Consider the following 14,538-nt stretch of genomic DNA (forward strand, 5'->3'; position numbering starts at 1 on the left):
AACGAATTTGGTAGGAGAGATTTATAAAATGTCAACAGTAAAAGTAAGCAGAAACGAACCGTGCCCGTGCGGGAGCGGAAAAAAATATAAAAAGTGCTGCGGCAGTAAAGATGCTGTTTCAATAAAAGATGTTTTAAATCACGAAGTTCTTGAGCTTCAAAAGGAAGTAAGGGCCTATGCGCTTACTCATTTTGCAGATGACATGAAAGAGGATTTCATGGATCTTCTGGATATCCTTGAAGGTATAGAACCAGAGGAAAAAGAGTTCTATGAATTTGCACACTCCTTTTGGTACATTCTCTTTGGAACTCTGGAAGATGTGGACTCCATTATGGATGAGTTCATTCATGCGAAATTACCGGCTGTTGCTCGTCCGCGCTTAAAAAGCATTTTAAAATCGTGGGGAGACAGCAAAGCGGCAGCTGGAATACTGACCGAAGTAACTGAGGATAAAGCAGTCATTAAAGATTGCCTGACAGGGAAGGTTTACAATATCTCCCTATTTGGTGATATGGACGTTAATGAAGGAAACTTTGCCTTTGCCATGCTTCTTCCATATGGAGAAGAGTATGTAGCGTTTCCGGCCATTTTCGATCTGCCAGGGGAAAATGCTGCACAGTTTGCAGACTATATTGAGTATTCATTTGAAGATGCAAAATACGATGATCCAGAAGAATACCTGGCTGAATACTTCGTTGACCTCATGAATGACACGCCAAAATCATTGGCAGTTCCATCTATGGACAATTTCGACTGGCCAACCAAGGGTGCAGAGCAGGTAGCCGACATGTTCCGGGACGACATGACAGAAGCCGGCGAAGAACCATGGCTCATCGGCATGGGGATTTCACTTTGGATGGAGTATCTGACGAAAACCGGCAAACAGGTCAAAAAGCCTGACAACTATGTTGCGGGTCTTCGATACCTTGTGAGCACGATAGCGCCAACAAAGGAAAATCTCACTCAGAAGGAATTCGGAGAGATATACGGCATCAATGCGAACCGTGTTTCCACTTATTATGGTGAAATTTATGATGCAGTTGAGAAAACTATTATTGAACTGATAGAATCGTCGAATTCATAAAACTGAGAGCATTTTTGCTCTCTTTTTTTTGAGGGAATGTGGTCTGGCGTGGACTGACCGATAAAGCGAAAATCTGAGCAATATTCAAAAAAGAGAAGAGTGTATTTACCGAAACCAGACTATCAGCAAGTTAAAGATCTGGAATAGCTCGCATGTGGCATAAGTTGTCACCCCCCTCCCAAAGTGGTAATATTAATAAGAAATAATGTGAATTTTCATGGGAGGATTCCGCCGAAAAGAAGCGAATCTTTAAATACCTATGCTTAAATAGACTTTGAATTTAGATATGCATAGTACCTGCGCCTTGATTATCAGCAAGGCACTTGTGCTGTCATATCCAACATAAAGGAGCGTTTTTATGCTTGGGATTTTAAATAAAGTGTTTGATCAAAATAAACGTGAAATAAAACGTCTCACCAAAATGGCAGAACAAATTGAAGCACTTGCATCTGATATGGAAAAATTATCGGACGAGCAGCTGCGCGAGAAAACGGAAGAATTCAAAGCCCGCTACCAAAAGGGTGAAACCGTCGATGATATGCTGACTGAAGCTTTTGCGGTTGTCCGCGAAGCAGCAAAGCGCGTTCTTGGCTTATATCCTTATCCGGTTCAGTTAATGGGGGGTATTTCCCTTCATGACGGAAATATTTCTGAGATGAAAACCGGTGAAGGTAAAACCCTGACTGCAACGATGCCAGTATATCTAAATGCCCTTACAGGCAAAGGTGTCCACGTAGTTACAGTCAACGAATACCTTGCGAGCCGTGACGCCACTGAAATGGGCCAGCTTTACGAATTCCTTGGCCTGACTGTCGGCTTGAACTTAAATGGGCTTTCCAAAGAAGAAAAGCAGGCAGCATATGCTGCCGATATCACATACAGCACAAACAACGAGCTTGGGTTCGATTACCTTCGCGATAACATGGTTCTTTACAAAGAGCAGAAGGTTCAGCGACCGCTTCATTATGCAGTAATTGATGAAGTGGACTCCATCCTCATTGACGAAGCACGTACACCGCTGATCATTTCCGGATCTGCACAAAAGTCCACTCAGCTTTATATCCAGGCGAATGCCTTTGTCAGCCGCCTGAAAAAAGATGAAGACTTCACATATGATGAAAAAACAAAAGGTGTGCAGCTGACAGAAGAGGGGATGACCAAAGCAGAGAAGGCTTTTGGAATCGATAACCTTTTCGACATTTCTCATGTTGCACTTAACCACCATATTACACAGGCATTAAAAGCACATTCCAGCATGCATCTGGATGTCGATTATGTTGTTCAGGAAGGCGAAATCGTCATTGTTGACCAATTTACCGGCCGTCTGATGAAGGGCCGCCGCTACAGTGATGGACTTCACCAGGCTATTGAAGCTAAGGAAGGCCTGGAAATCCAGAACGAAAGCATGACTCTGGCAACGATCACATTCCAGAACTATTTCCGTATGTATGAAAAGCTTGCCGGTATGACTGGTACGGCGAAAACGGAAGAAGAGGAATTCCGCAATATCTACAATATGAACGTTATTGTGATTCCGACAAACCGTCCGATCGCCCGTGATGACCGTCCGGATTTAATTTATGCAACAATGGATGGGAAATTCCGTGCGGTTGTAGAAGATATCGCTGATCGCCACAAAAAAGGACAGCCAGTTCTTGTCGGTACTGTTGCAATCGAAACATCAGAAATTATCTCTAAATACCTTAGCAAAAAAGGCGTTCCGCATAACGTTCTAAACGCAAAGAATCATGGCCGTGAAGCGGAAATTATCCTGGATGCCGGTAAGCAGGGTGCTGTAACAATTGCCACTAACATGGCAGGACGCGGTACGGATATCAAGCTTGGAGAAGGCGTAAAGGAGCTTGGCGGGTTATGCGTTGTTGGTACAGAGCGTCATGAAAGCAGACGTATCGATAACCAGCTCCGCGGACGTTCCGGACGTCAGGGTGACCCGGGTGTCACGCAATTCTATCTTTCCATGGAAGATGAATTGATGCGCCGTTTCGGTTCTGACAATATGAAGTCGATGATGGAGCGCCTTGGAATGGATGACACTCAGCCAATCCAAAGTAAAATGGTTTCAAGAGCTGTTGAATCTGCTCAGAAGCGCGTTGAAGGCAATAACTTTGATGCACGTAAGCAGCTTCTTTCTTATGATGATGTTCTCCGTCAGCAGCGTGAGATTCTTTACGGTCAGCGTAACGAAGTTCTGGAGTCTGAGAACTTGAGAGAGATTGTTGAAAAGATGATCATGACCAGCATCCAGCGCAATGTAGAAGGATATGCACCTGGTCATGAAGATGAGGAAAACTGGAACCTGCAGGGCATCATTGACTATGTAAATGGAAACCTTCTGAATGAAGGCGACCTAACCGTAAATGATATCCGCGGCAAGGATACGGAGGAAATCACCGAAACCATTTTTGCCAAGGTCAAAGAACGCTACAATGAAAAAGAGGAAATGCTTAGCCCTGAGCAGATGCGTGAATTTGAGAAAGTTATCGTGCTTCGTGCCGTTGACTCCAAATGGATGGATCACATCGACGCGATGGATCAGCTTCGCCAGGGAATCCACCTGCGTGCGTATGGCCAGACAGATCCGCTTCGCGAGTACCAGGGAGAAGGCTTTGCGATGTTTGAAAACATGATCGCTTCCATCGAAGAAGATGTTGCCAAGTACATCATGAAAGCCGAAATCCGCAACAACCTTGAGCGCCAGGAAGTGGCCAAAGGCCAGGCCGTCAACCCGAAAGAAGACGGTGAAAAGGTTAAGAAAAAGCCTGTCGTCAAGCAGATGGATGTCGGACGCAACGACCCATGCATCTGCGGCAGCGGCAAGAAATATAAAAACTGCTGTGGTGCAGAAAAATAAACAATTGAGCCGGCAACAGCTTTGCCGGCTTCTCTCTTTGGGATAGGTTGTGAAAAACCTAATAGGAAATATGCTTTTACGGATAATCAAGCTATAATATGAAATAAATAATTTTTGAGGTGACCGAAATGGAATTAGCAGATATTCGCAATGAACTTGAAAAAACAGCTAAGATTTTAGCGGACTTTAGGGGGTCTCTTTGACTTAGAAAACAAAGAGGCGCGCATCGCTGAGCTTGATGATGTCATGCTGCAGCCTGGATTTTGGGATGACCAGCAGGCGGCACAGGTTGTTATCAGCGAATCAAACTCACTAAAAGATCAGGTAGTTGAATTCCACGATTTATACGAAACGTTTGAGAATCTGGAATTAACTTATGAGTTAGTAAAAGAAGAGAGCGACGCAGAATTGCAGGCCGAGCTTGAGGAAGAGCTCAAGGACTTAGTGAAGCGCCTGAACGATTTCGAACTGCAGCTTCTCTTAAGTGAAGAGTATGATAAGAACAATGCCATTCTTGAACTGCATCCGGGTGCAGGCGGAACCGAGTCACAGGACTGGGGCAGCATGCTGCTTCGCATGTATACACGCTGGGCGGAAAAGAAAGGCTTCAAGGTTGAAACACTTGATTACCTGCCTGGAGATGAAGCGGGCATCAAGAGTGTTACCCTTAGCATTAAGGGTCATAACGCTTACGGCTACTTGAAGGCTGAAAAAGGCGTGCACCGTCTAGTAAGGATTTCTCCATTCGACTCTTCGGGCCGCCGTCATACTTCATTCGTATCCTGCGAAGTGATGCCGGAATTCAATGATGAAATTGAAATCGACATCCGTACAGAAGATCTGAAAATCGACACATACCGTGCAAGCGGTGCAGGCGGTCAGCATATCAACACGACTGACTCTGCTGTCCGTATCACACACTTGCCGACAAATGTCGTGGTAACATGCCAGACAGAGCGTTCACAGATCAAAAACCGCGAACGTGCCATGAAAATGCTGCAAGCTAAGCTCTATCAAAAGAAAATCGAAGAGCAGGAAGCAGAATTAGCCGAAATCCGCGGCGAGCAAAAAGACATCGGCTGGGGTAGCCAAATCCGCTCCTATGTCTTCCATCCGTATTCCATGGTAAAAGACCACCGCACCAACACGGAAGTCGGTAACGTCCAGGGAGTGATGGATGGTGACCTGGATTTGTTTATTAATGCATATTTGCGTTCAAAATTGATTTTGCCTCAGGATTAATATGCAAATTAGCCTATGCTTTCATATAACCGGCATAGGCTTATTTTTTATTTATGGAATTTTAACTGAGCTAGCCGGTGAATGGGGTTTGCTTTAGGAGTGGATACGTTTCTTGAGTTGATTAATTTCGGTTTCGTGGACTCCGCTTTTTTTACTAAGGTGTTCAATATCTATTTTTGTACCCTTCAAAGCATCCGAAATTACATGGAAAGTCTCTTCGTGCTGATCTAACTTCGTTTCAATATGCTTAAAATGGCTTCGGAATTCGGTAGCATTATTTTCAATTTGTTCAGAAAGTCTTCCAATTCTGTTCTCAACATTCCCGAGCCTGTTTTTAACATCAGCAAATTCATGATCAATCGAATCAAATCTCTTTGAATGTTCTTTCAGTGTACTTAAAATTTCATTAAGAATCTTCTCCATTTTTCTCACCTCCTTTTCGACATTATACCACATGCAGCATAATTTCATGCTGAAGATAATACTGCTTAAGAGCTTTCTGGACCAATGTTCATAAACATTTCGCACATTAAAATCGCATGATAAATTGAACGCTTTTATCGCAACATAATGGAAAGGCAGAGCAGAGTCCTTTAATACGGCAGTTCAATGGCATTTACAGGCCTCAGACACCATGCTATACTCACTGACGGTAAAAATGGAATATGAACTTAATTCTGCATAGATCGGGACACCGGAGGGAGAAGAAATGGGCAAGAATAGAAGAGGATATACTTATAGTGCAAAAGCGGAGAGATTGCTGGAGTACTTATATGTTTTAATAGGTTCAGGAATTGTGGCGATTGCGTTTAATATGTTTTTGCTTCCAAACCGAATTGCGTCAGGAGGAGTAAGCGGGATCAGTACTATTCTGGATGCGGTTGCTGGATGGGAGCCGGCATATGTACAGTGGGCATTTAATATACCGCTTTTTATTGCAGGTGTGCTTTTGCTCGGCAAACAATTTGGGGTGAAAACTCTGGCTGGTACAATATTTCTCCCGTTTGTTGTTTTTCTTACAAAAGATTATGAGCCTTGGACATCAGATCCGCTGCTGGCTTCTCTGTTTGGCGGAATTGGCGTTGGACTGGGTTTAGGTATTGTTTTCCGGGGTAAAGCATCAACAGGAGGGACAGACCTTGCAGCACAGATAATTAACAGGTATACAGGTTTGTCTCTTGGAACTTGTGTAGCGATAATCGATGGATTGATCGTACTATCCGCTGCGATTATTTTTGACATAGAACAGGGTCTGTATGCCTTAATTGCCTTATATGTGACAAGCAAAACAATCGATCTCATACAGCTTGGATTCAGCCGGACAAAGATGGCTTTAATCATTACTGAAAAACAAAGTGAAGTTCGTGAAGGAATTTTGAATAAAATTGACCGCGGTGTGACAAAACTATCAGCATACGGTGGTTATACCGACCATGAACGTCCAGTCCTCATGTGTGTGGTGGACCAGACGGAGTTCACAAAATTGAAACAACTGGTTCAAACCATTGATCCTACTGCATTTATCATTGTTACGGATGCTTCCGAGGTGTTGGGCGAGGGTTTCAAACGAGCATAGTGTTGGTATAATATAGCTGTACTTAGTATTTTTTCCTGAGGGGGAATTATAGGTGAAAAAGAAGCTACTGGCATTACTGATGGGTACATCTTTAGTTCTTGCAGCCTGCGGCGGCGGAGACGATGCTGCTGAAGACAAGGACACTGCTACAAACGGCGGCGGTGAAACAACGACTGATACTGCTGACGCTGGTGATGCACAAAAGCTTTATGAACAGAAATGTTCAAGCTGCCACGGTGCAAACCTTGAAGGCGGTGTAGGGCCTGCACTAGATAAAATTGGTGCCAGCCTATCGCAGGAAGATATTGAAAACACCATTGCTAACGGTAAAGGAGCTATGCCTAAAGGCTTGCTTCAGGGAGAAGAAGCTTCTGCTGTAGCATCCTGGCTAGCAGGCAAGAAATAATAGGATCAAAATAAAAACGTTCTGTTCATCAGGACGTTTTTATTTTTTTGTCGTGCTGGTTAGGACAATAAGTGACAAATATCGAGTGAATGCAATATGCAAAAAGAAGGAAAAATCCGCAGATTATACCTAGAATATTAATGAAACTCAGGAAAAAAGTAACAATAGTTAACGGATTGAAAAGAAACTGTAATAATTTTTTCCGTTATTTTGACAACTTATGATGTTATAATGGGTTGTGTGAGAATTTCAGATGGCTAAATAGGCAGTATTTACAAGTATTTTGTCATCCTCTATGTCGAAAGGATGTCGTTTTTTAGCGAAAAAGGCCGTCGCTTTTTTAATTCTTAATACACACTAGATGCTAGGTGATATATATGATCGATATGAAAGACGTATATAAGAGATACCCCAATGGCGTTACAGCTGCCAGCGGGATTGATGTCCATATTAAACAAGGTGAGTTTGTTTATGTAGTAGGACCGAGTGGGGCCGGTAAATCCACTTTTATCAAAATGATGTACCGGGAAGAAAAGCCTTCGAGCGGAACGATAACCATTGACGGAGTGAATCTGGCCTCATTAAAGAATGCAAAGGTGCCGCTTATGCGCCGTAAAATCGGTGTCGTTTTCCAGGACTTTAAGCTCCTTCAGACACTGACTGTCTATGAGAATGTGGCTTTTGCTCTTGAGGTCATTGAAGAGCATCCGAAGAATATTAAAAAACAAGTTATGGAAACTTTGGACCTTGTAGGTTTAAAGCATAAGGCTAGGATGCTTCCGACCGAATTATCAGGCGGGGAGCAGCAGCGTGTTTCCATCGCCAGATCAATCGTAAATTCTCCTAAAGTCGTGATAGCGGACGAGCCTACAGGAAACCTTGACCCGGATACTTCATGGGAAATCATGAACATCTTCGACGAAATCAACACGAGAGGAACGACTGTGGTCATGGCAACTCATAATAAAGAAATTGTTAACACGATTAAGCACCGCGTAATTGCCATAGAAGGCGGAAGGATAGTGCGTGACGAGCAAAGAGGTGATTACGGCTATGAAAGCTAGAACATTGGGCCGGCACTTCCGTGAAAGCTTTAAGAGCCTCGGACGAAACGGATGGATGACGTTTGCTTCGGCAAGTGCGGTGACAGTAACACTCATTTTGGTTGGCGTATTTTTCGTCATTATGATGAATCTCAACAAGGTGGCTACAACCATTGAAGAGGACGTGGAAATCCGCGTTCACATCGATGTTGCTGCAAATGAGCAGGATCAGGAAGTTTTACAGCAAAAAATCGAAGGAATACCCGAAGTCAAAACAGTCGAATATTCAACTAAGGAAAAAGAGCTTGATAGTTTAATAGATAGCCTTGGTGAAGAAGGAGAAGCCTTCAAACTGTTCGAACAGGATAATCCGCTGAACGATGTATTTATCGTAAAGACGAAAAACCCGGCAGATACAATGAAAGCTGCGAAGCAGATTGAAAAAATGGAATATGCTGCAAAAGTAAAATATGGGCAGGGGCAGGTTGAAAAGCTATTCAACTTTATCAATGCCGGCCGAAATGTTGGCCTTGTTTTGATTATCGGCCTATTATTTACAGCCATGTTCCTGATCTCCAATACAATTAAAATTACGATCATGTCACGAAGAAAAGAAATCGAGATTATGAGATTGGTAGGAGCAACCAACGCCTTCATCAGGTGGCCATTCTTCCTGGAAGGTTTATGGCTTGGATTGCTTGGATCGATTATCCCGATTGCACTTGTTTCAACAGCCTACTATTATGCCTATGATTATTTGGCGCCAAAGCTTGAAGGACACTTTATCAAGCTGCTGGAATTTAGTCCGTTTGTCTATCAGATTTCCGGACTTATTATCCTGATGGGTGCACTCATTGGTGTATGGGGAAGCTTGATGTCAGTCAGAAAGTTCCTGAAAGTATAAAACCAGCTTAGAAGGCCCTGCGGGGGGGAACCTGTCCAGGGGCCTTCAAGCCTCATAATAATAGACGATTAAGCAGAGTTAAATGTTTCAGACATAGATGAAAAAAAGAACGATTGACCTGTACATATGGTGTTCATTGAAAGGAGAAATCGGAAAATTGAAGAAATCCATCATCACATTATCATTAGCTGCTGTTTTAGGTTTTGGCAGCCTAACAGTTGGACTGCCCCTAGAAAAGGCGTCTGCGGCAAATAAATTAAATGACTTAAACAGCCAAAAAGATAAGATTAATGAACAGCGTTCTGGAGTAGAATCAAAGATTAACGATACAGATAAGAAGCTTACCGAAAACCAGGGCGAGCAGCAGTCCGTTCAAAGTGAGATTGAGCGCCTGGATAAAGCGATCAGTGATGCTTTAGCGAAAATTGAAGAAAAGAACAACGAAATTTCTGGTACTAAAAAGGAAATAGAAAAACTTGAAGGCGAAATTAAAGTATTAGTAGAGCGCATCAAAAAGCGCAACGAACTATTAAAGGACCGTGCGCGCAACTACCAGGAAACTGGCGGAATGGTGAGCTATATTGATGTTTTAATGGGTGCGCAAAGCTTTGGAGACTTTGTTGAACGCGTTGGAGCAGTTGCTACGATCGTAGAAGCTGACCAGGACATTCTAAAAGCACATCAGGCGGATAAAGACGAGCTGGAAAAGAAACAGGCTCAGGTAAAAGAAGAGCTTGCATCTTTAGAAAAAATGCTTGCCGAGCTTGAGAGCATGAAAAAGAGCTTAAATGCCCAAAAGGCAGAGAAAGATAAATTACTTGCATCCCTAAAGCATGAAGAAGAGGAAATGCATGCTCATAAGCTTGAATTAGCTGAAGAAAATGAAATCCTTGCAGCCCAGGAAGTGGCGCTTCAAAAAGCGATCAAGCTTGAGCAGGAAAGACAGGCTGAGGCAGCAAGACAAGCTGAGGCAGCAAGACAAGCTGAATTGGCAAAACAGAAAGCAGCTCAAAAGAGCAGCTCTTCATCAGCAGGCAACAGCTCATCATCTGATAGCGGATCATCAAGCAGCCCGCAGGTTTCTGCACCTTCAGTATCAAGCGGTGCCTGGACAAAACCAGCTGCAGGAAGACTTTCTTCAGGTTTTGGCGGCCGTTCATTAGGCGAGCACTATGGTGTTGATATAGCATCAGGCGGTACAGTGCCGATCGTGGCAGCAGCAGATGGTGTCGTTATCCGTTCATACTATTCAAGCAGCTACGGAAATGCCATTTTCATTGCCCATTCTGTAGGCGGACAAACTTACACAACCGTATACGCTCATATGAGAAGCCGTTCTGTAGGCTCTGGCCAGACTGTTTCTAAAGGACAGCAAATCGGTATCATGGGTAATACTGGACAATCTTATGGCCAGCATCTGCACTTTGAACTTCACAGAGGTTCTTGGAATGCTGCAAAATCAAATGCGATTAATCCAGTAGGCATTGTGCCTCTATAAAAAATAGTGAAAGTGGAAGGAGCTCAGCTTCTTCCACTTTTCTTTTACCCTTGAAGAGGGTCTTTAATCCTATAAAACAATTTGTTTTTTAAATCGTCTCAAGCAAAAGAAATCATAACTCGTCCATTCCCCACATAGGATGAAATATGCGAAGACACCCGCTTCCCTTGGCGGGTTGTTTTATTTACTTAAAATCGAGTTAGGCAGCTGATAAAACAGTACTCCGAAATAACAGGAATCCCGGCAAAATAGAAAGGGAGATGAAGATGAGCAGAAAGTGGATCGCCGTGCTGATGACGGGATCATTGCTGACAGGAGCTGGCGGTACATATGCAGGCATGCAGTGGCTGGCAAAGGAAACTCCGCAGACAGGAACGGGAAATCAATTAATAGATTTTAAGGAGAACGGAACACAAATTGAAAAAGAGAAAATCGAAAAAATGGAAACAGCCTATCAGCTAATTTTAAATAGCTATGTGGAAAAAGTAGAGGAAAAGCAGCTCGTGGAGGGAGCAATCCAGGGCATGCTTGCAACCCTTGGAGACCCTTACTCTGTTTATATGGACGAAAAAACAGCAAAACAATTCAGTGATACACTGGAATCTTCTTTTGAAGGAATCGGGGCAGAAGTCAGCATGGTGGAAGGTAAAATAATCATTGTTGCACCATTTAAAGATTCACCAGCTGAAAAAGCAGGGCTGAAGCCGAAGGATGAAATTTTAAAAGTGGATGGGGAAAGTGTGAAGGGTCTTGATTTATATAAAGCTACCATGAAGATCCGCGGCAAAAAAGGAACAAAAGTAGAACTTGAAATTGCGCGCCAGGGATTAAAGGAACCTTTAAAGGTAAAAGTAAAAAGAGATGAAATCCCGCAGATTACAGTTTACTCAGAAATCAAGAAGCAAAGAGGAAAAAATGTAGGGTATTTGGAAATCACCTCATTTTCCGAAGATACATCGAAGGAATTTGCAAAACAGCTGAGTGAAATGGAGAAAGAAGGAATCGAAGGGCTTGTAATTGATGTGCGCGGAAATCCCGGAGGTCTCCTGACATCAGTACAGGAAATCCTGAAAGAATTGGTTACGGGTGATAAGCCATATTTGCAGATAGAGAAACGTGATGGAGAAAAAATGAGGTATTTCTCCACACTTGAAAAGCCTAAAAGCTATCCGATTGCTGTTCTTGTAGATAAAGGGAGTGCCTCTGCATCGGAGATTCTTGCCGGCGCTTTAAAGGAAGCGCAGGGTTATTCTATAATCGGTGAAAATTCATTTGGAAAAGGCACTGTTCAGCAGCCAGTTCCAATTGGAGATGGCAGCAATATCAAGCTTACTTTGTTTAAATGGCTGACACCAGACGGAAACTGGATTCATAACAAGGGAATAAAGCCAACCCTCGAGGTCAAACAGCCAGACATCTACCAAACACATCCTTTACAGGTGGAGAAGCCTTTGGCAATCGATATGAATAATGAAATGGTGAAGAATGCACAAGAAATTCTGGCAGGTCTTGGATATGCTCCAGGACGGAAAGATGGCTACTTCAATGATTCCACTGCAGCAGCTGTAAAAGCATTTCAGAAGCAAAAAGAGCTTGAAACAACCGGCCGGATAGACAAGAAAACAGCAGCAGCGCTCGAACAAGCCGCCATTGAAGAAATGAAAAAAGAGCAGAATGACCTTCAACTGCAAACGGCTCTGAGATATATTGCAAAATAGAAAATTTTGTCGATAGCAAACTTTCATTAGCAGGAGGGATTTTCCTTCTGCTATTTTTGTATTTGAGCCAGATTGTGATAGGTTTTGGAAGGCGCTTTTGGTAGAATATAGAGTAATAGAGTTTTCAGTTTGTTACATAATTCATGAGAATTTATTAATAGAGGCTGGTGGCAAGTTTGATAGAGGAGTGGATTTTTGAGTTTTTAAAAGGAACGGGAAAGCTGTTGCTGAACCCGGTATTTTATTACCTGTTTTTTGCGGCTGCATTTTTGGGGGTTTCCCGTGTAAAGCGTGAGCGCAAAGACTTTTCAGTTCGTGTGAAAAATGCTTATTTTGAGCTTAGGCAGCTTCTTCCTCTGGGTATCTTGGCAGGTCTAATAGTGAGTGTTGTGATGGTTGGAGCAGGACTTGCCGTACCAGTGGAAACGATTGTTTTTACTGCTGCTCTTACGTTCCTGTGGAGCTTTACGGCAAAAGTGAGATGGATGGCGCCTGTCTATACGCTGGGCTTTGCATTTTTCGCAACAATGTTTGCTGCTGAACAGAAATGGCCATTGCCATCATTCGCCCAGACGGCAGCAGATCTTGACTCTTCCATCTTTCCATCCATCGCTGTTCTCCTTGCTCTTCTTGTTATAGCAGAAGGCTTCCTGATTATAAGAAACGGACGGAAAGGCACATCTCCCAGGCTTGTAAAGAGTAAACGGGGCCAGACAATCGGCATTCATGAATCAAAAAGACTCTGGATGGTGCCTGTGTTTCTGCTTATTCCGGGTCAGGCACTGCAGCTGCCATTTGATTGGTGGCCAGCGATCCCGATTGGCGGGGAAACGTATTCGCTCATTCTGGTCCCTTTTTCGATAGGTTTTTACCAGCGAATCCAAGGCACGCTTCCCAAAGAGGCAACAGCACTGCTTGGACAAAGAATCAGCGTGTTTGGCGTACTTCTTTTGCTGATTTCAACTGCAGGCTACTGGTATCCGCTTGCAGCTGTGGGTGCAGCTGCACTTGCTATCATCGGGCGTGAATTCATCTCTCTCCGCCAGAGAATGGCAGAGGACCAGGCACCGTTTTACTTTTCCAAGCGCAATCAGGGAATCATGGTTCTTGGAGTAGTTCCGGATTCACCAGCTGATAAAATGTCCCTTCAAGTGGGAGAGGTTGTTACAAAAGTCAATGGTGTGAAGATCCATGATGAAAAAGGCTTCTATGAAGCGCTGCAAAAGAACGGGGCTCACTGCAAACTCGAGGTTTTTGACGTGAACGGCCAAGTCCGGTTCGTCCAGCGTGCCCTTTATGAAGGGGATCATCACGAACTTGGGCTGCTGTTTGTGCAGGAAGAGAAGAAATGGGATAGTGAAGCGGTTTGATGTGAATTTTCAAAATCTCCCGGAATACATTCATAATCTTCTGGAATTAATTTTCATAATCCTTCGGAATGGTAAATAATATGAAGATAAAGTTTAACTGAGTAATTTTAAGAGAGACGATTTAGTCGTTTCTCTATCTTTATATATGGGGGTGATGGTTAAGTTACTTTCCTTCAGTAAAACAAGAAATGACGAAAATATTTATCATTTTATTAATAGATTACCTATAGAAAATAGGTATGATAAAAAAATACATGGATATCTCCAACTATCGGGCCATTATATTGATTAAGAGGTTTCATAAAACTCACTTTTTTATGTAGCTAACAGGATTCTGAAGAAGCCGAAAACGTTGATGTATGAAATGTATGAGATGTATAAAATTCTGTATAAAAGATAAAAATGACCTTTTGAATCAGCTTAAATTTTTATGGATGATGATGTTTCTCTTTTTGTATTGGATCAGATTGAAAAAGGGTTATTATAAATGTTTCCTTTGTAAAAATAATTTTATTGAACGAAGTACCCTTAATTCAATAAGAATGTCTTTTATATAGAATGTTAAACAACCTTGCCTCAACTAAATAATTAAGGCAAGGTTTCTTGAGGAATCTCTAAGTTTTGTCTCTTATGAGGCTTTTTATTACTAATAATATAAAACATTTACTTTATTGCATTTGATACATTTTTCATAATATTGATTTCCTTTACAAAAATGATGATCACAATTTTGCTGGATCTCTTTTAAACGTTTCTCCAAAAAAGCAAGGTGAGTTTTAAATTGATTAATCTCCTCTTCAATTTTATCTACCTTCACCCTAATAA

At 42.6% G+C, this 14,538-nt stretch carries 12 protein-coding genes; 10 read left to right on the forward strand and 2 right to left on the reverse strand.

Going from position 1 to position 14,538, the window contains the following annotated elements:
• Nucleotides 1-28: 28 nt before the first annotated feature.
• The 3 genes from QUF73_20045 to prfB all read left to right on the forward strand — a co-directional run bounded on the left by QUF73_20045 (nt 29) and on the right by prfB (nt 5,198).
• Entirely contained in the window at nt 29-1,084 is a 1,056-nt protein-coding gene (locus QUF73_20045; protein MDM5228422.1) for an SEC-C domain-containing protein, read from the forward strand.
• A gap of 358 nt (nt 1,085-1,442) precedes the next feature.
• Nucleotides 1,443-3,956: a preprotein translocase subunit SecA gene (gene secA / locus QUF73_20050; GenBank protein MDM5228423.1), complete on the forward strand. Its 2,514-nt coding sequence runs from the start codon at nt 1,443-1,445 to the stop codon at nt 3,954-3,956.
• Nucleotides 3,957-4,084: 128 nt separating this feature from the next.
• Nucleotides 4,085-5,198 (forward strand): peptide chain release factor 2 gene (gene prfB / locus QUF73_20055; protein MDM5228424.1). Its coding sequence is split into 2 segments (ribosomal slippage): nt 4,085-4,156 and nt 4,158-5,198, totalling 1,113 coding nucleotides; the frame shifts between segments, so codons are not numbered across the junction.
• 93 nt (nt 5,199-5,291) lie between these two features.
• Here the strand turns inward: prfB and QUF73_20060 are convergent.
• Entirely contained in the window at nt 5,292-5,621 is a 330-nt protein-coding gene (locus QUF73_20060; protein ID MDM5228425.1) for a hypothetical protein, read from the reverse strand.
• A gap of 286 nt (nt 5,622-5,907) precedes the next feature.
• On the opposite strand from QUF73_20060, the gene QUF73_20065 reads away from it, so the two are divergent.
• From QUF73_20065 to QUF73_20095, 7 genes are all read left to right on the forward strand, one after another.
• Nucleotides 5,908-6,774 carry a YitT family protein gene (locus QUF73_20065; protein ID MDM5228426.1) on the forward strand — a complete coding sequence of 289 codons (867 nt, stop codon included), beginning with the start codon at nt 5,908-5,910 and terminating at the stop codon, nt 6,772-6,774.
• A gap of 52 nt (nt 6,775-6,826) precedes the next feature.
• A complete protein-coding gene (locus QUF73_20070; protein MDM5228427.1) occupies nt 6,827-7,180 on the forward strand; it encodes a c-type cytochrome in 354 nt (117 codons plus the stop codon).
• Nucleotides 7,181-7,557: 377 nt separating this feature from the next.
• Nucleotides 7,558-8,244: a cell division ATP-binding protein FtsE gene (ftsE, locus tag QUF73_20075; protein MDM5228428.1), complete on the forward strand. Its 687-nt coding sequence runs from the start codon at nt 7,558-7,560 to the stop codon at nt 8,242-8,244.
• Nucleotides 8,234-9,127 carry a permease-like cell division protein FtsX gene (gene ftsX / locus QUF73_20080; protein MDM5228429.1) on the forward strand — a complete coding sequence of 298 codons (894 nt, stop codon included), beginning with the start codon at nt 8,234-8,236 and terminating at the stop codon, nt 9,125-9,127. The genes ftsE and ftsX overlap by 11 nt, the downstream gene beginning before the upstream one ends.
• Before the next feature lie 157 nt (nt 9,128-9,284).
• Nucleotides 9,285-10,625 (forward strand): peptidoglycan DD-metalloendopeptidase family protein, encoded by a 1,341-nt coding sequence (locus QUF73_20085; GenBank protein ID MDM5228430.1) that lies wholly within the window; start codon nt 9,285-9,287, stop codon nt 10,623-10,625.
• Nucleotides 10,626-10,891: 266 nt separating this feature from the next.
• Nucleotides 10,892-12,343 (forward strand): S41 family peptidase, encoded by a 1,452-nt coding sequence (locus tag QUF73_20090; GenBank protein MDM5228431.1) that lies wholly within the window; start codon nt 10,892-10,894, stop codon nt 12,341-12,343.
• Between the two features lie 176 nt (nt 12,344-12,519).
• Nucleotides 12,520-13,713, forward strand: a complete 1,194-nt coding sequence (locus QUF73_20095; protein MDM5228432.1) for a PDZ domain-containing protein — start codon at nt 12,520-12,522, stop codon at nt 13,711-13,713.
• Between the two features lie 646 nt (nt 13,714-14,359).
• Here QUF73_20095 and QUF73_20100 read toward each other — a convergent pair.
• Nucleotides 14,360-14,530: a serine protease gene (locus QUF73_20100; protein MDM5228433.1), complete on the reverse strand. Its 171-nt coding sequence runs from the start codon at nt 14,528-14,530 to the stop codon at nt 14,360-14,362.
• Between the last annotated feature and the right edge of the window lie 8 nt (nt 14,531-14,538).

This window comes from Cytobacillus sp. NJ13 (assembly GCA_030348385.1).
Classification (GTDB): Bacteria; Bacillota; Bacilli; order Bacillales; family Cytobacillaceae; genus Cytobacillus.